The sequence below is a fragment of the Acidisoma sp. L85 genome, assembly GCF_009765865.1.
Taxonomy (GTDB): Bacteria; Pseudomonadota; Alphaproteobacteria; order Acetobacterales; family Acetobacteraceae; genus Acidisoma.
This window is the reverse complement of the sequence record NZ_LMUQ01000026.1, coordinates 97,647-110,862: the sequence shown is the minus strand read 5'-3', so window position 1 is coordinate 110,862 and position 13,216 is coordinate 97,647. Positions and strand designations below refer to the sequence as shown.

Here is a 13,216-nt window from a genome sequence, read left to right as displayed (position 1 = left end):
CCCCGCCGCATTGGCGCTTCTGGAAGCGGCACGGACCGAGGGCATCGATATCAGCTTCGACATGTATCCCTATCCCGCCGGCAGCAGCTATGTGCTGCAGCTTCTGCCGCCCTGGGCGCTGGAAGGCGGTGTGGCACAACTGCAATCCCGCCTCGCCGATGCGCAGGCCCGCGCCGAATTGCGAAAATGGGTCGAAGAGGGCAGCGGAGATGCCCATGCCCAATCCAAAATCGCGCTGATCGGCTGGGGTAATGTGCTGATCTCGGGCGTCGGCAATCCATCCCTCAAGGCTTTGGAGGGCCAGCGCATGGACGCCGCCGCCCTCAACCTCGGCATCACGCCCTTCGATCTTCTGGCGCGGCTGGTGGAGGAGGATGATGGCCAGACCGCCATCGTCATGTTCCAGCAGGACGAGACCGACCTCCGCACCGCTTGCTGCCATCGGCTGCACATGGTCGGTTCGGACGGTTTGCCACGCCCCGGCACGCGGCCCCACCCCCGTGCTTTCGGTACCTTCCCGCGCATCCTCGGCCCGCTGCGCCGCGACGCCCATTGGTACACGCTGGAGGATGCGGTGCGCCGCATGACCTCCGTCGCGGCACAACGTTTTGGCCTGACCGATCGCGGGGTAGTCCGCGCCGGCATGACCGCCGACCTCGTGCTGTTCGAGGAGTCCGTGACGGACCGTGCGACTTTCGAGGATCCGGTACAATCACCGAGCGGCATCACCCATGTCTGGGTCGCGGGCGAGGCGGTGGTGGCCGACAGCCACGTCACCGGCGCGCGCCCTGGCCGCGTTATCGGCGGCGCGGCAACAAGATGAACAACTCAAGCGGGAGAGACGGCATGCGCAAAGCAGTGATGGTGGCGGGCGCCGCGCCTGCGGGAGGGCACTACTCTCATGCCGTGGTGGCGAATGGCTTCGTCTTTGTCTCCGGCCAAGGCCCCGTTGATCCCGCGACCGGCCAGAAGCCGGACGGTTTCGCCGAGCAGGTGCGCAAGACGCTCACCAATCTCCGCACGATACTGGATGGTGCCGGCAGCGGCATGTCCCAGGTCGTTAAGATCAACGCCTATCTCAGCGATGTCACGCGCTTCGCCGAGTGGAACAAGGTCTATACTGAGTTTTTTCCCGAGGCCCCGCCTGCTCGCACAACCGTCGGCTGCCAGCTTGTCGGCATACAGGTCGAGGTCGATTGCATCGCAGTGCTGACCGATGCAGGTTGAAATGCTCGTCACCGATCTGGAAACGCCAGTTCCTGTCATCGACCTGGATCGGGTCGAGCAGAACATCGCACGGATGCAGGCCTATGCCGATGATCACGGCCTGGCGCTGCGGCCCCACATCAAAACCCACAAACTGCCACGCTTCGCGAAGGCGCAGATGGCAGCAGGCGCCACTGGCATCACCTGCCAGAAACTCGGCGAGGCGGAGGTGATGGCGGATGCCGGGCTCGCCGACATCCTCATCTCTTTCCCGCTCATTGGGGCCGCCAAGGCGGCACGGCTGGCGGCGCTCGCCGCTCGCGCCAAGATGCGGGTCGCGGTCGATAATCCGCTCGCGCTCGACACAGCCGCCGAGGCTGCACAGCGGGCTGGGCGGCCCATCGGCGTGCTGGTAGAATTCGACAGCGGCATGAAGCGTACTGGTGTTACCTCGATCGAGGACGCCCTCGCGCTGCTGCGCAAGGTGCGGGACACGCCATCACTTCGTTTCGACGGGCTGATGACCTATCCAAGCAATGCGGCGACCGCCGAATTCCTCAGGGCAATTGCCCCGCTTATTGCCGCGGAGGGTATGGCGGCCGCTGTGGTATCCGGCGGCGGCACGCCGGGTTTCGCGCATGCCCACGAGATCACGGGCGTCACGGAGTTGCGGGTCGGCACCTATATCTACAACGACCGTATGATGCTGGAAGCTGGCGCCGCGAGCCTCAATGATTGCGCTCTAGAGGTTCATGCGACGGTGGTCAGCCGTCCGTCCCCGGATCGCGCCATTCTCGATTGCGGCTCGAAGACACTCGCGATGGACCTGTTGCCGCGCGGCGGCGTCGCCGCCGGCTACGGCATGCTCCTCGACTACCCGGATGCTGTCATCGAGCGGCTAAGCGAGGAACACGGCATGGTTGATCTCAGCCGGTCCGACCGTGCCCCTGCCCTGGGCGAGCGGGTGCGGGTGCTTCCCAACCATGTCTGTGTCGTCACCAACCTTCACAACGATGTCGTGCTGGCTCGCGCGGGAGTTGTGGACTCTATCCTGCCAGTAGCAGCGCGAGGTCTCACGCGCTGAGACAATGGTAACGATTGCTTGCAAACCATTGCTACGCCTTGGCGCTTGTGAAACTCTCCGGACGCGCGGTGCAACCGCGTTAAAAAAGCACGGGAGAACAACGACATGAAGATGCTGCTTGCAGCGCTGTTGCTGACCGGAACCGCCAGCGCGGCCTTTGCCCAGACCGCCACGAACACCATGGCGCCTCCCGGCACCATGGCGCCAAAGGGACTGGACGAAGCCCATGCGCGCTACGCCGCCGAGGCGGCCGGCTATTCCAACGTTTCGAACCTCACCTCCGACAAGAAGGGCGACTGGATGGGCGCCGGCACCAAGGGCAATTTCATGATCGACACGTCGGGCAAGGTCACGCCGCAGAATTAGCCGCGACAAACCAAGCGAGGCGGGTCCGCCTCGCTTGGTGAGGTCCAGAGCGCCTGGTGCTAAAGCCGGGCGGACGCTAGGGCAGGATGTTTTCGAACCGTCTCATTCCACCATGTCATGCTCGGCGAAGGCCGAGCATCCACGCCTTTCCTTCGTGAGGTGAGCAAAGGCGTGGATGGCACGCCTTCGCGTGCCATGACGAGTGTTTGGATCGCCGCTCAAGCCAATGACGTCGCGCCCTAAAGCGCGCTCACCACGACCGGTGCCGTCGCCGCTTGTTCCATCTGATTTCGCAACGGCCTGCCGAATTCCGGGACGTCGATCTCGAACCGGTCGCCGGGCTTCGTCTTCACTCCATGAGCACAGCTCAATATCGCGGCGCCAAAGAAATAGGCGTGGAGATCGCCAGGGCGGCGGAACATCGGGTAGCGGAAATGGTAGTGCTCGAGATTGCGGATCGCGTGCGACATATTGTCCTCGCCGCTGAAGAAGTCGCCCTCCCAGACCAGCGCATCCTCACGCAGCACCCGAACCTTGCCGCGAATATCGCCAGGCAATTCGCCGAGCCTCAGCTCCGGCCCGATCGAGCAGGCCCGCAGCTTCGAATGCGCGAGATACAGGAAATTCAGCGCCTCCGTGACCTGATCCGAAAATTCATTGCCCAGCGCATAGCCTAGGCGGCGCGGATTGCCCTCCGCGTCGATCAGATAGAGCCCGACGATCTCGGCCTCCTCCCCGCCGGCGAGCGCGAAATCCGGCATGGGCAGCGGGTGCTCGGGCGGCACGACGCAGGTGCCGACGCCTTTGAAGAACCATTCGGGCTGCACACCGATCTCCCCGGGCGCCGGCTTGCCCCCTGTCAGACCCATGCGAAAGATCCGCATGGAGTCCGTCATCGCCTCCTCCGGCCCATTTTGCTCGATATGCATCTTGTCGCGCGCCTCGGCGCTGCCGAGATGGGTGAGGCCCGTGCCGGTAATCCAGAAACGCGCGGGCTCCGGATGATCGACGGGCGGCAGCAAACGGCGCTCAGCGACAAGAGTGTCGTAATCGGCGGTCCCAGTGCCGATCGCGCCGCGCGCCGTCACCGCGATGCTGGCGCCGCGCCCGATCGCGGCCTCGGCCAGAGCATATACGGAGCTATAGCCATCGATCACACGCACCGTCGCTTCATCGCCATTGATCGCGCCGACGCAGCGCGTGCCTGCGTCGTTCAGGAATTGTATCAGACGCATCATGGTCTCCGTTTGGCAGCGTGGCCGGGGCTTGCCCGAAGGCGCGGTTACAGAATTCCATAGCGGGAGAAGACCTCGCGCAGAGACGCGCCCTCGCGCAGTTCCGCCAAGGTCGTTCGCTCGCCGCGCAGTTTTTCCTCAGCGGCGCGCAGCACTTCTACCTCGACACGCTGGGGAATGACCACGAGGCCATCCGCGTCGCCGAATAGCAGATCGCCCGAGCAGACCCGCACGCCGGCGCAGCTAATCGGAATATCGATCGCCATCACCCGCGCGCGGCCCTTAGTGTCGAGCGGCGCGATGCCGCCGTGAAAAACCGGGAAGCCGGCCTTACGGATTGCCCTCGTGTCACGCACGCAGCCATCCATGACCGCTCCCGCCGCGCCGCGCGCCATCGCCGCGGTCGAGAGCAGATCGCCCCACGGCGCGACACGCCCAGAGTCACCGCAAGCAAAAACGGGAATCTCATCCGGCCTGAGGCTGTCGACGAGATCCATTTCCAACTCATAGGGGTTGGTGCCCTCCTCGACATGCCAAACTTCCATGAAAGCCGCGGTACGTGCGCGCCCGACCATGACGAGGCCGTCGTCAAGCGGCCGGATATGGAAGGGCATCGCCTTATCGCGCTCGCCGGCTGCATCGAGACAATCGGAAAGGAGTGCTGTGAAGAAGTCCTCGCGTATGCGTGCGATATGCTCGCGATCCGTCATCTGACTCTCCCGCCCGCCGCGCGGCGCAACCGCGCCACTTCCAGTTTCACCTTGCCCGCCCGCGCGGCCCTGGCTTCCGCCACGTCGCGCTCCGAGGCATCGACCAGTCGCAGCATGGCGGCGGATGCTTCCTCAGGCGCGCGGCGCTCCAAGGCAACAAGCACCGCCTCGTGCAAAGGCAGGGACTGCTGCTGGCCCTTCGGTGCATCGAGCGCCATCCGCAAGGTAATTTCGAGCGCCACCATCACTGTCTGCGCGAGCGCCAGAAACAGCGAGTTTCCGACCGCGCCCAAAATAGTGCGGTGAAAACGGCCGTCCGGCTCGAAGAACAACACCGTGTCCTCGCCCGCCCTCGCCATGGCTTCGTAGGCGTTCCGCAATTCGACAAGTTGCTCATCGGCGATACGCGCAGCGGCAAGTCCTGCCGCCGCAGGCTCGATAGTCCGCCGCAACTCGAATAATTCAGCCGCGAAGACGTCCTGATCCTCGCCATGGCCGTGCCACGAAAGAATATCCGGATCGAGCAGATTCCACTCCGACCGCTCGCGCACGCGACCACCGAGGCGGGAACGGATGGTGATGAGGTTCTTGCTCACCAGCACGCGCAAACCCTCGCGAAGCACGCTACGGCTGATGCCCAGCTGCTCGCACCATTCGGTTTCATTGGGCAAGGCGACGCCCGGCCGGAAACGCTGCGAGACAATGTCCTGCCCGATCCGCTGCACGACGCGATCGACCAATGTCTGGCCACGCAGGGAAGATGATGTGTCCTTCATGCGGAAGCCCGGCGATAGAGGCCCATGAGTGGCACCGAGACAAGGGCGATCACAACCAGCAACACGACACCAACGGTCGCGCCCATGCCGAAATCGGTCTGACCGAAAGCGAGACGGTAGATGTAGAACTCCATCGTCGTCGTGCTGAAACCGGGTCCGCCGCCGGTCATCACGAAGATCAGGCTGAACAAGGCTGTGAAGGCAGCGATCAGCGTGATGATCGTGGCGAAGATGATGAAGCGCGTCATGAGCGGCAGGATGATCGTCCGCACCGCGCTGAAGAATCCTGCGCCGTCGATAGTCGCCGCCTCCAACACGCTCGCATCGATGCTCGAAAATCCGATCAGGAAGATCAGCGTATTCTGCCCGATCTGCGACCAGACGAAGGTCAGTGCGATCGGGATGATCGCGGTATGCACGCTGCCGAGCAAATCCATCTGCAACCCGTCGAGTCCGATCGCTCGCAGCCCGGCATTCAGCATTCCGTCGGAGGAGAAAACACGCAGCCAGACGATGCCCGTGACGACCCAGGACAGCGTGGCCGGCAGAAAGATCAGCGCCCGGACCCAGCGCCATCCTGGCGGTTCCGCCGCGATAATCAATGCGATGAAGAACGGCACCATCACGGCAAAGGGGACTGACAACAACAGCAGCGCGTTGTTGATCAGCACATTGGCGAAATCCGCGCTGTGCAGCAGCGTGAGGTAGTTGCCGACGCCATTCCAGACCGCCGACAGCCCATCCCACTGCATGAGGCTGTAATACATCGTCTCGATGATCGGGACGATGAGGAACAGCCCCCATAGCAGGATGAGCGGCGCCAAAAACAGGAGCCCAGCGAACTGGCGCCCCTGCTGATGGCCACGCCGCCGCGCTCCGGGGAGGGAGCGCGCGGTCATGTCAGATCCTGCTCACTTCTTTTCCGAAGCCGGCAGATTGTCCCAGGTCTGCTGCATCTTCTGCATCGCCGCCGGTACCGGTGTCTGACCCGCGAAGGCAGTATTGAGAACGCTCTGTCCGGTATCGACCAGCGGACCCTGGATGACGTTGTCGATCATCGGATACTTCGTGTAGCCCTGATCCGACAGACCGAGCAGCCCGGCATAAAGCGGGTTGGTTGCCTTATATCCCTCGCGCGCCGGGATCAGCCCAGCCTTGGACAGAATGTTCTGACCGTCGCCGCTCATCATGAAAGTGAGGAAAGCCGCGGCGTCTTTCTTGTTGTCGGAGGATTTGAGCACGGAAATACCGTCGCCCGGCATCTGCACCACGCCCTTGATCGGTGTATCGGAGAAGGGCAGCGGGAAAACACCCAGATCCGGGCCGAGCTTGTCGTAAAGCTGCTGCAGGTTCCAGTTGCCATCGATAATCATCGCGGCTTTTCCGGCATCGAACTTGGTCAGGATGTCGGTCGAGGTCAGCACGTCAGGATTGGTGCATTTCGAGGCGTGCAGATTGGCCCATTTCGTGACCTGGGAGACAAGCTTCGGATCTGTCCAGGGGATCTTGCCATTGGCGAGGCCGGGCAGATCACCCGCCGGGTAAACTCCGGCCACGAGATAGCTCAGATCATAGAAGGGATAGAACTCGGAACTCAGCGCTTGGCTGTCGCTGCCGTAAAGCATCGGCAGGATGCCGGCGGCGCGGAGTTTGGTGCAGGCATCGGCAAGCTCGGACCAATCGGTCGGCACGGCATCGACGCCGGCTTTCTTGAACAGCGCCTTGTTGTAGAAACCGATATAGAACTGGTCCTCGAAAGGCACCAGATAAAGCGCCTTGCTGGTGTCGAAATCCTCCGATGCCCACTTCAAGCCCTTCATCTGGGCGAGATCTGAAGCAGCCAGCAGCGGCTTCACGTCGGCGAGGAGATGGGCGTATTTCTGGTCGAAGAGGCCCGTCCACATCACCGCGAGATCCGGCGCCTTATGCGAGATCGAGGCGGCGGTCAGCAGGGCGAAATAGTTGTCGGCGGGCTGGCTGACGACATTGACCTTGATGTCCGGGTTCTTCGCCTCGAAGGCGGTAACCAGCGCATTGAGCGCTGTGGCATTCACCTCGGTTCCGTAATTGTGCCAGATGGTGATGTCACCGGCCTGAGCGGCCGCGGTCCCCAGACATCCAACGGCGCTGAAGATTGCCGCCGCTAGAAGCGACTTTAAGCGGCGCGGCTTCCGGGCCGGAACGCGAGCCATGGCATCCTGATGTCGAGACACGGGATCTCTCCTTCGCTGCAGCGGTTGCGCCCTTCCCGGCATCGATCTGGCAAATCCACCAAATCGGCCTTGGAAAAATCATACGATATGTTTTAATGACTGTCGCCCGCTGTCAACGAAAATCGTCGGCAAGCCGCCGGACCGAAGGACTTTCATGGAAACGACGGACACGCGCTACCCCAGCCTGAAGGGCCGTTCGGTCATCGTGACGGGTGGCGCCTCCGGCATCGGCGAGAGCATCGTCGAGCATTTCTGTGCCCAGGAGGCGCGGGTAACGTTCCTCGACCTTCAGCGCGACGCGGGGGAAGCAGTGGCGGACCGCATCGCCCAAACGGGCTTGGAGCGGCCAAATTTCATCGCCTGCGACCTGACCGATCTCAATGCCTTGCGCGCCGCTGTTCGCAGCGGCACCGAGCGAAACGGACCGCCAACGGTGCTGGTCAATAATGCGGGTAACGACGATCGCCATCTGGTCGCCGATGTCACCGAGGAATACTGGCAGAACCGGATGGACACCAATTTGCGCCACCAGTTCTTCGCGGCGCAGGCCGTGCGGCCGGGGATGCAGGCGGCCGGTGGCGGCTCCATCATCTGCTTCGGCTCCATCGCCTTTCTCGCTGGTGAGGCTGGCTATATCGCCTATACCACCGCCAAGGGTGGCATCGCGGGCATGGTGCGCGGCCTTGCGCGGGAACTGGGGCCTGAGCGCATCCGGGTCAATTGCGTCGTTCCCGGCTGGGCAATGACAAAGCGGCAGGTCGATCTTTGGCTGAACGAAGAAGGCGAGCGCCAGATCCGCGAGCGGCAGTGCCTGCCGGACAAGCTCATGCCGGCGGATCTCGCGCTTATGGTGCTGTTCCTTGCGTCTGACGACAGCCGCATGTGTACCGCACAGAATTTCATTGTCGACGCCGGATGGGTTTGATCCCCGTCAGGCTGGCCTAGCCCATGCGCGTTTTTCTGGGTCCGACAGCACGGCGGCTGCTTTCTGTTGTGCTCACGCTGGTTTTGGTCGTGATGCTGTTTCCGTTCTATGTCATCGGCCGCAGCGCGATGCAGGTCGTGGGACCAACCGGCGAGCCGGAGTTTTCCTGGCGCAACTGGACCGTCCTCTTCGCGCATTTGCCGGTTGTGCGTCAGCTCATCAATTCAACCATCATCACACTGGGCTCTGTCGGCGTCATTTTGTTGGTGAGTTCGCTTGCCGCCTTCGCACTAACGAAACTGCGGGTTCGCTTCGGTGGTCCGCTGCTGGGCGCGGTCGCCGCCAGCATGATGATTCCGATGCAGTCCATCATCCTGACGGAATTCATCAACTTCGCGGGCTTCGGCCTGTCCGACAACTTCATTTCCGTCATCATCACCTATGCGGCGTTGGGCATTCCCTTCGGCACATTCCTGATGACGTCCTTCATGCGCGACGTGCCGGATGAGCTGGTGGAGGCCGCGCAGATCGACGGCATGTCCTACTGGCGCATCTTCCTCAACATCATTCTGCCACTCAGCACCCCGGCTCTGCTCGCCGTCGCCGTGCTGCAATTCATCCAAATCTGGGACGACCTGCTTGTCGCCCTGATCTTTCTGCAGGAACCGGCGGTACGCACGATCACCGTGGGGCTGGCGGTGCTGCAATCGGGGCGCGTGCTCGATATTCCCGTGTTGCTCGCGGGATCTTTGCTCAGCGCCCTGCCCGCCATGCTCGCTTATCTGCTGTTCCAGCGCTACCTCATCGGCGGGCTTATGCTCGGCATCGGCAAGTAGCCAGGAGTCCAAGCCATGACGAACAAACCCCTGAGATCGCAATCCTGGTTCGGCGGCGAGAGCAAGGATGCGATCATGCATCGCACCTGGATGAAGAATCAAGGTTTCACAGCGGACTCATTCGATGGCCGCCCGGTCATTGGAATTTGCAATACCTGGTCGGAACTCACGCCCTGCAACGCCCACCTTCGCGGCCTCGCGGAGCGCGTGAAACATGGCGTTTTGGAGGCTGGCGGCTTCCCGCTCGAATTTCCGACAATGTCACTCGGCGAGTCCAATCTGCGGCCGACCGCCATGCTGTATCGCAACCTCGCGTCCATGGATGTCGAGGAATCCATTCGCGGCAATCCAGTCGATGGCGTCGTGCTGCTTGTCGGCTGCGACAAGACGACGCCCGCGCTGGTGATGGGCGCTGCCTCATGCGATCTGCCGACGATCGTGCTGTCCGGCGGCCCCATGCTGAACGGTCGCGTGCGGGGCGAAACTGTTGGCTCCGGCACTTCCATCTGGCGCTACAGCGAGGATGTGAAAGCGGGGCGTATGACTCTCGCCGATTTCATGGGCGCGGAATCCGGCATGAGCCGCTCGGCCGGAAGCTGCAACACCATGGGCACCGCCTCCACCATGGCGAGCATGGTCGAAGCGCTCGGCATCGCCTTGCCGGAAAATGCCGCACTTCCCGCCGTTGATGCGCGCCGCTTCGCCCTTGCGCAGCTCACCGGACGCCGCATCGTCGATATGGTGCGGCAGGATATGCGGCTGTCCTCGATCCTCACACCCGCGGCTTTCCGCAATGCCATCCGCGTCAATGGCGCGATCGGCGGATCCACCAATGCTGTGCTGCATCTGATCGCGATTGCCGGGCGCATCGGCGTGAAGCTCGACCTAGAGGATTGGGATGAACTCGGGCGTGGCGTGCCGACGATCGTGGACCTTCAGCCGTCAGGCCGCTTCCTCATGGAGGAGTTCTGCTACGCGGGCGGCCTGCCCGTGGTGATGCGCGCACTCGCCGAACACGGGTTGCTGGAGAGGGATGCGCCGACCGTCACCGGTAAGACAACCTGGGAAAACGTCGCCGAGGCCGAGAACTTCGGACCGGAGGTTATCCGCGACTTCGACAACCCGCTGACACCCGAAGGCGGCATCGCCGTCCTGCGCGGCAATCTGGCGCCCGATGGCGCGGTGCTGAAACCCTCCGCCGCGACGCCGGCGCTGATGCGGCATCGCGGCCGCGCCGTGGTTTTCGACAATACGCAGGAATACAAGCGCCGCATTCTCGACCCCGATCTCGATATCGATGCGGACAGCGTCATGGTCCTGCGGAATTGCGGGCCGCGCGGTTATCCCGGCATGGCGGAAGTCGGCAACATGGGACTGCCGCCGAAACTTCTTGCTCAGGGCATCACCGATATGGTGCGCATCTCGGATGCCCGCATGTCCGGCACCGCCTATGGCACCGTCGTCCTGCATATCGCACCCGAGGCGGCGGCCGGTGGCCCCCTCGCCCTGGTCCGCGAAGGCGACATGATCGAGCTAGACGTGCCAGCACGCAGCCTGGTGCTGGATGTGCCGGAGGCGGAACTGGAGCGGCGCCGCGCGGAATGGCGAGCGCCCGTTGCGGCGGCGACCGGCTATCAGAGCCTCTATGTCCAACACGTCCTACAGGCGGATCGCGGCGCGGATCTGGATTTCCTCGTCGGCTGCCGTGGCGCGGATGTCCCACTCAATTCACATTGAACGGGCTGGCCTGGCTCGACGCCGCGCCGGCTTCGGATATGCTGGACGGCCGACCGCTTCAAACACGAGGAAAAGCTCATGAAAACGCAAGGCTCAGCCACCTGGAAAGGCGGCATCAAAGACGGCGTCGGCTCGATCTCGACCAAGAGCGGCGCGCTCAGCGCTTATCCCTACGGCTTCGCCAGCCGCTTCGAGGGTAAGCCCGGAACGAACCCCGAGGAGTTGATCGGCGGCGCCCATGCCGGCTGCTTCACGATGGCCCTCTCCCTCATCCTGGGCGAGGCCAAGCTCACCGCCGAACACATGGAAACCACGGCCGAGGTCTCCCTGGATCAGGTCGATGGCGGCTATGCCATCACCGCCGTTCACCTCACCCTCAAGGCCAAGATTCCCGGCACCGACCAGGCGACCTTCGAGGGTTTGGCCGCCAAGGCCAAGGCGGGCTGCCCGGTCTCGAAGCTGCTGAAGGCCGAGATCACGCTCGATGCGCAATTAATTTCTTGACACAAAAGGGCTGGCGATGACGCTCGCCAGCCCTGCGTCCGATGCGAGACACGGGACAAATCATCGGATCGGGGGTAAAACTTTCATCGAGCGGAGGATCGTCCCGGCGCACTTCTGATCGGACCATCTCAGAGGCAGCGGCCACGGCGGCGCGAACTCCCTGCGATGGAGGAACAAGATGGCAATCAGAAATCCGGGTACCTGGACCTGGGATAGCCTGAGAGATTCGGTGCATTCGGTCGGCTCCGCCACACCCGCCGATTACTGGGGGCAGGCCAAGGCGGCGGATGCGCCGATCATCGTACGAAAGATCGGCATCCAGGATATCCGAGACGCCCTCTCCGCTGGCCTGGCGGATTTCGCGGCGATCCGCACGGACGTCATTTTCGTCTGCATCATCTATCCGGTTCTCGGCATCGTCATGGCCTGCCTGGCTTTCGGCGGGATGCCGCATATGCTTCTGCCCCTCATTAGCGGCTTTGCGCTGGTCGGCCCCTTGGCCGCGATCGGCATCAACGAGATGAGCCGGCGGCGCGAACAAGGCCTACATGTTTCCTGGTTCGACGCCCTCACCATCGTTCGCTCGCCCGCGATCGGCGCCATCGCACTGCTCGGCTTGCTGCTCGTCGGGATTTTTCTCGTCTGGCAGGCCGTCGCGATCGGCCTGTACGACGCGACGCTCGGGCCGGCCTATCCGACGACTCTGCCGTCGCTGATCCGTGTCGTCTTCACCACGAGCGGCGGCTGGGCCTTGCTTATTCTCGGTCTCGGCATCGGCTTTCTTTTCGCGGTCGTCGTGCTGGCGATCACTGTCGTATCCTTTCCCATATTGCTCGACCGCAATGTCACAGCGAGGCAGGCGATCAGCACCTCGGTTCGCGCGACGATGACCAATCCTGGCCCGATCGCCATATGGGGACTGGTGATCGCGGTAGGCTTGATCTTGGGTTGCATTCCGATCTTCATCGGTCTCGCGGTCGTCATGCCGGTCCTGGGTCACGCCACCTGGCATTTGTACCGCCGCCTGGTCGCCTAATTCTCGCGCCGAGAGCGCGCTGAGCCGCCGCCGCGGGACCAACGCGGCGGCTTTTCCATGACCGGAGACCTCATGCAAAGCGCCCTGCGTCGCTTCATCGGTGATACGCTTTACGAGACCTTCGAGCATCTCGTGATGCTCGTTCTCACCATCCTCATCGTGCTCATGATTGCCTTCGCGACCTGGCATTTGGCGCTGGAGACGATTGGGCTGATCCTCGCCGGAAAACTCGATCCGACAGACCCCGAGATCTATCCGGATCTCTTCGCGATATTCTTCACCATTCTCATCGGCCTCGAATTCAAACGTTCCTTCCTGCTCGTCTCCTCGACGCAGACCAATGTCGTTCGGATTCGCTCGCTCATCCTCATCGGCATGCTCGCGACGCTGCGCAAATTCATCCTGCTCGATCTGAGGGAGATTCAGGTGGGCGAGACCGCGGCGGTCGCCGGCGCCATTCTCGCCCTCGGCGTCGTCTATTGGCTGGTGCGGGACAACGATCAGCCGCCGGCAACCACGTCCGCGTTATGGCGGGGCGCGGCCGAGGAGCGGGCGGACAAGGCGCCCTGAAGCAATTTCCGCTCCTTG

General features: G+C 62.9%; 15 protein-coding genes. 10 read left to right on the top strand and 5 right to left on the bottom strand.

The window, feature by feature from the left end; translation table 11 throughout:
- From GSQ83_RS06430 to GSQ83_RS06415, 4 genes are all read left to right on the top strand, one after another.
- On the top strand, positions 1 to 823 hold an 823-nt coding region (locus GSQ83_RS06430), incomplete at its 5' end, for an amidohydrolase family protein (protein WP_158802063.1).
- 23 nt (positions 824 to 846) lie between these two features.
- Positions 847 to 1,227 carry a RidA family protein gene (locus tag GSQ83_RS06425; RefSeq protein ID WP_158802062.1) on the top strand — a complete coding sequence of 127 codons (381 nt, stop codon included), beginning with the start codon at positions 847 to 849 and terminating at the stop codon, positions 1,225 to 1,227.
- Position 1,228: 1 nt separating this feature from the next.
- Positions 1,229 to 2,290 (top strand): alanine racemase, encoded by a 1,062-nt coding sequence (locus GSQ83_RS06420; RefSeq protein ID WP_158802061.1) that lies wholly within the window; start codon positions 1,229 to 1,231, stop codon positions 2,288 to 2,290.
- A 105-nt stretch (positions 2,291 to 2,395) separates the two neighbouring features.
- A complete protein-coding gene (locus tag GSQ83_RS06415; protein WP_158802060.1) occupies positions 2,396 to 2,656 on the top strand; it encodes a hypothetical protein in 261 nt (86 codons plus the stop codon).
- Positions 2,657 to 2,895: 239 nt separating this feature from the next.
- On the opposite strand, the gene araD1 is transcribed toward GSQ83_RS06415, so the two are convergent.
- Genes araD1 through GSQ83_RS06390 form a run of 5 tightly spaced genes read right to left on the bottom strand, consistent with a single transcriptional unit; the run spans position 2,896 to position 7,590 of the window.
- On the bottom strand, positions 2,896 to 3,894 hold the full coding sequence (gene araD1 / locus GSQ83_RS06410; RefSeq protein WP_254065526.1) for an AraD1 family protein: 999 nt from the start codon (positions 3,892 to 3,894) through the stop codon (positions 2,896 to 2,898).
- 44 nt (positions 3,895 to 3,938) lie between these two features.
- On the bottom strand, positions 3,939 to 4,601 hold the full coding sequence (locus GSQ83_RS06405; RefSeq protein WP_158802059.1) for an RraA family protein: 663 nt from the start codon (positions 4,599 to 4,601) through the stop codon (positions 3,939 to 3,941).
- Entirely contained in the window at positions 4,598 to 5,377 is a 780-nt protein-coding gene (locus GSQ83_RS06400; protein ID WP_158802058.1) for a FadR/GntR family transcriptional regulator, read from the bottom strand. The genes GSQ83_RS06405 and GSQ83_RS06400 overlap by 4 nt, the downstream gene beginning before the upstream one ends.
- Positions 5,374 to 6,276: a carbohydrate ABC transporter permease gene (locus GSQ83_RS06395; protein WP_158802057.1), complete on the bottom strand. Its 903-nt coding sequence runs from the start codon at positions 6,274 to 6,276 to the stop codon at positions 5,374 to 5,376. The genes GSQ83_RS06400 and GSQ83_RS06395 overlap by 4 nt, the downstream gene beginning before the upstream one ends.
- A gap of 12 nt (positions 6,277 to 6,288) precedes the next feature.
- A complete protein-coding gene (locus GSQ83_RS06390; RefSeq protein ID WP_158802056.1) occupies positions 6,289 to 7,590 on the bottom strand; it encodes an ABC transporter substrate-binding protein in 1,302 nt (433 codons plus the stop codon).
- A gap of 154 nt (positions 7,591 to 7,744) precedes the next feature.
- Here GSQ83_RS06390 and GSQ83_RS06385 point away from each other — a divergent pair, with 154 nt between their 5' ends.
- From GSQ83_RS06385 to GSQ83_RS06360, 6 genes are all read left to right on the top strand, one after another.
- Entirely contained in the window at positions 7,745 to 8,515 is a 771-nt protein-coding gene (locus tag GSQ83_RS06385) for an SDR family NAD(P)-dependent oxidoreductase (protein ID WP_158802055.1), read from the top strand.
- Between the two features lie 23 nt (positions 8,516 to 8,538).
- A complete protein-coding gene (locus tag GSQ83_RS06380) occupies positions 8,539 to 9,351 on the top strand; it encodes a carbohydrate ABC transporter permease (RefSeq protein ID WP_158802054.1) in 813 nt (270 codons plus the stop codon).
- Positions 9,352 to 9,366: 15 nt separating this feature from the next.
- Positions 9,367 to 11,088 (top strand): IlvD/Edd family dehydratase, encoded by a 1,722-nt coding sequence (locus tag GSQ83_RS06375; RefSeq protein WP_158802053.1) that lies wholly within the window; start codon positions 9,367 to 9,369, stop codon positions 11,086 to 11,088.
- 78 nt (positions 11,089 to 11,166) lie between these two features.
- Positions 11,167 to 11,592 carry an OsmC family protein gene (locus GSQ83_RS06370; RefSeq protein WP_158802052.1) on the top strand — a complete coding sequence of 142 codons (426 nt, stop codon included), beginning with the start codon at positions 11,167 to 11,169 and terminating at the stop codon, positions 11,590 to 11,592.
- A gap of 178 nt (positions 11,593 to 11,770) precedes the next feature.
- Positions 11,771 to 12,628 carry a DUF2189 domain-containing protein gene (locus GSQ83_RS06365; protein ID WP_158802051.1) on the top strand — a complete coding sequence of 286 codons (858 nt, stop codon included), beginning with the start codon at positions 11,771 to 11,773 and terminating at the stop codon, positions 12,626 to 12,628.
- A 72-nt stretch (positions 12,629 to 12,700) separates the two neighbouring features.
- Positions 12,701 to 13,198: a phosphate-starvation-inducible PsiE family protein gene (locus GSQ83_RS06360; RefSeq protein WP_254065525.1), complete on the top strand. Its 498-nt coding sequence runs from the start codon at positions 12,701 to 12,703 to the stop codon at positions 13,196 to 13,198.
- Positions 13,199 to 13,216 lie beyond the last annotated feature (18 nt).

Bases quoted from the DNA above. Each gene is read 5' to 3' on its own strand.
- GSQ83_RS06375 (WP_158802053.1), top strand. From the start codon at position 9,367: ATGACGAACAAACCCCTGAGATCGCAATCCTGGTTCGGCGGCGAGAGC.
- GSQ83_RS06365 (WP_158802051.1), top strand. From the start codon at position 11,771: ATGGCAATCAGAAATCCGGGTACCTGGACCTGGGATAGCCTGAGAGAT.
- GSQ83_RS06425 (WP_158802062.1), top strand. From the start codon at position 847: ATGCGCAAAGCAGTGATGGTGGCGGGCGCCGCGCCTGCGGGAGGGCAC.
- GSQ83_RS06370 (WP_158802052.1), top strand. From the start codon at position 11,167: ATGAAAACGCAAGGCTCAGCCACCTGGAAAGGCGGCATCAAAGACGGC.
- GSQ83_RS06415 (WP_158802060.1), top strand. From the start codon at position 2,396: ATGAAGATGCTGCTTGCAGCGCTGTTGCTGACCGGAACCGCCAGCGCG.
- GSQ83_RS06400 (WP_158802058.1), bottom strand. From the start codon at position 5,377: ATGAAGGACACATCATCTTCCCTGCGTGGCCAGACATTGGTCGATCGC.
- GSQ83_RS06405 (WP_158802059.1), bottom strand. From the start codon at position 4,601: ATGACGGATCGCGAGCATATCGCACGCATACGCGAGGACTTCTTCACA.
- GSQ83_RS06395 (WP_158802057.1), bottom strand. From the start codon at position 6,276: ATGACCGCGCGCTCCCTCCCCGGAGCGCGGCGGCGTGGCCATCAGCAG.
- GSQ83_RS06385 (WP_158802055.1), top strand. From the start codon at position 7,745: ATGGAAACGACGGACACGCGCTACCCCAGCCTGAAGGGCCGTTCGGTC.
- araD1 (WP_254065526.1), bottom strand. From the start codon at position 3,894: ATGATGCGTCTGATACAATTCCTGAACGACGCAGGCACGCGCTGCGTC.
- GSQ83_RS06420 (WP_158802061.1), top strand. From the start codon at position 1,229: ATGCTCGTCACCGATCTGGAAACGCCAGTTCCTGTCATCGACCTGGAT.
- GSQ83_RS06360 (WP_254065525.1), top strand. From the start codon at position 12,701: ATGCAAAGCGCCCTGCGTCGCTTCATCGGTGATACGCTTTACGAGACC.
- GSQ83_RS06380 (WP_158802054.1), top strand. From the start codon at position 8,539: ATGCGCGTTTTTCTGGGTCCGACAGCACGGCGGCTGCTTTCTGTTGTG.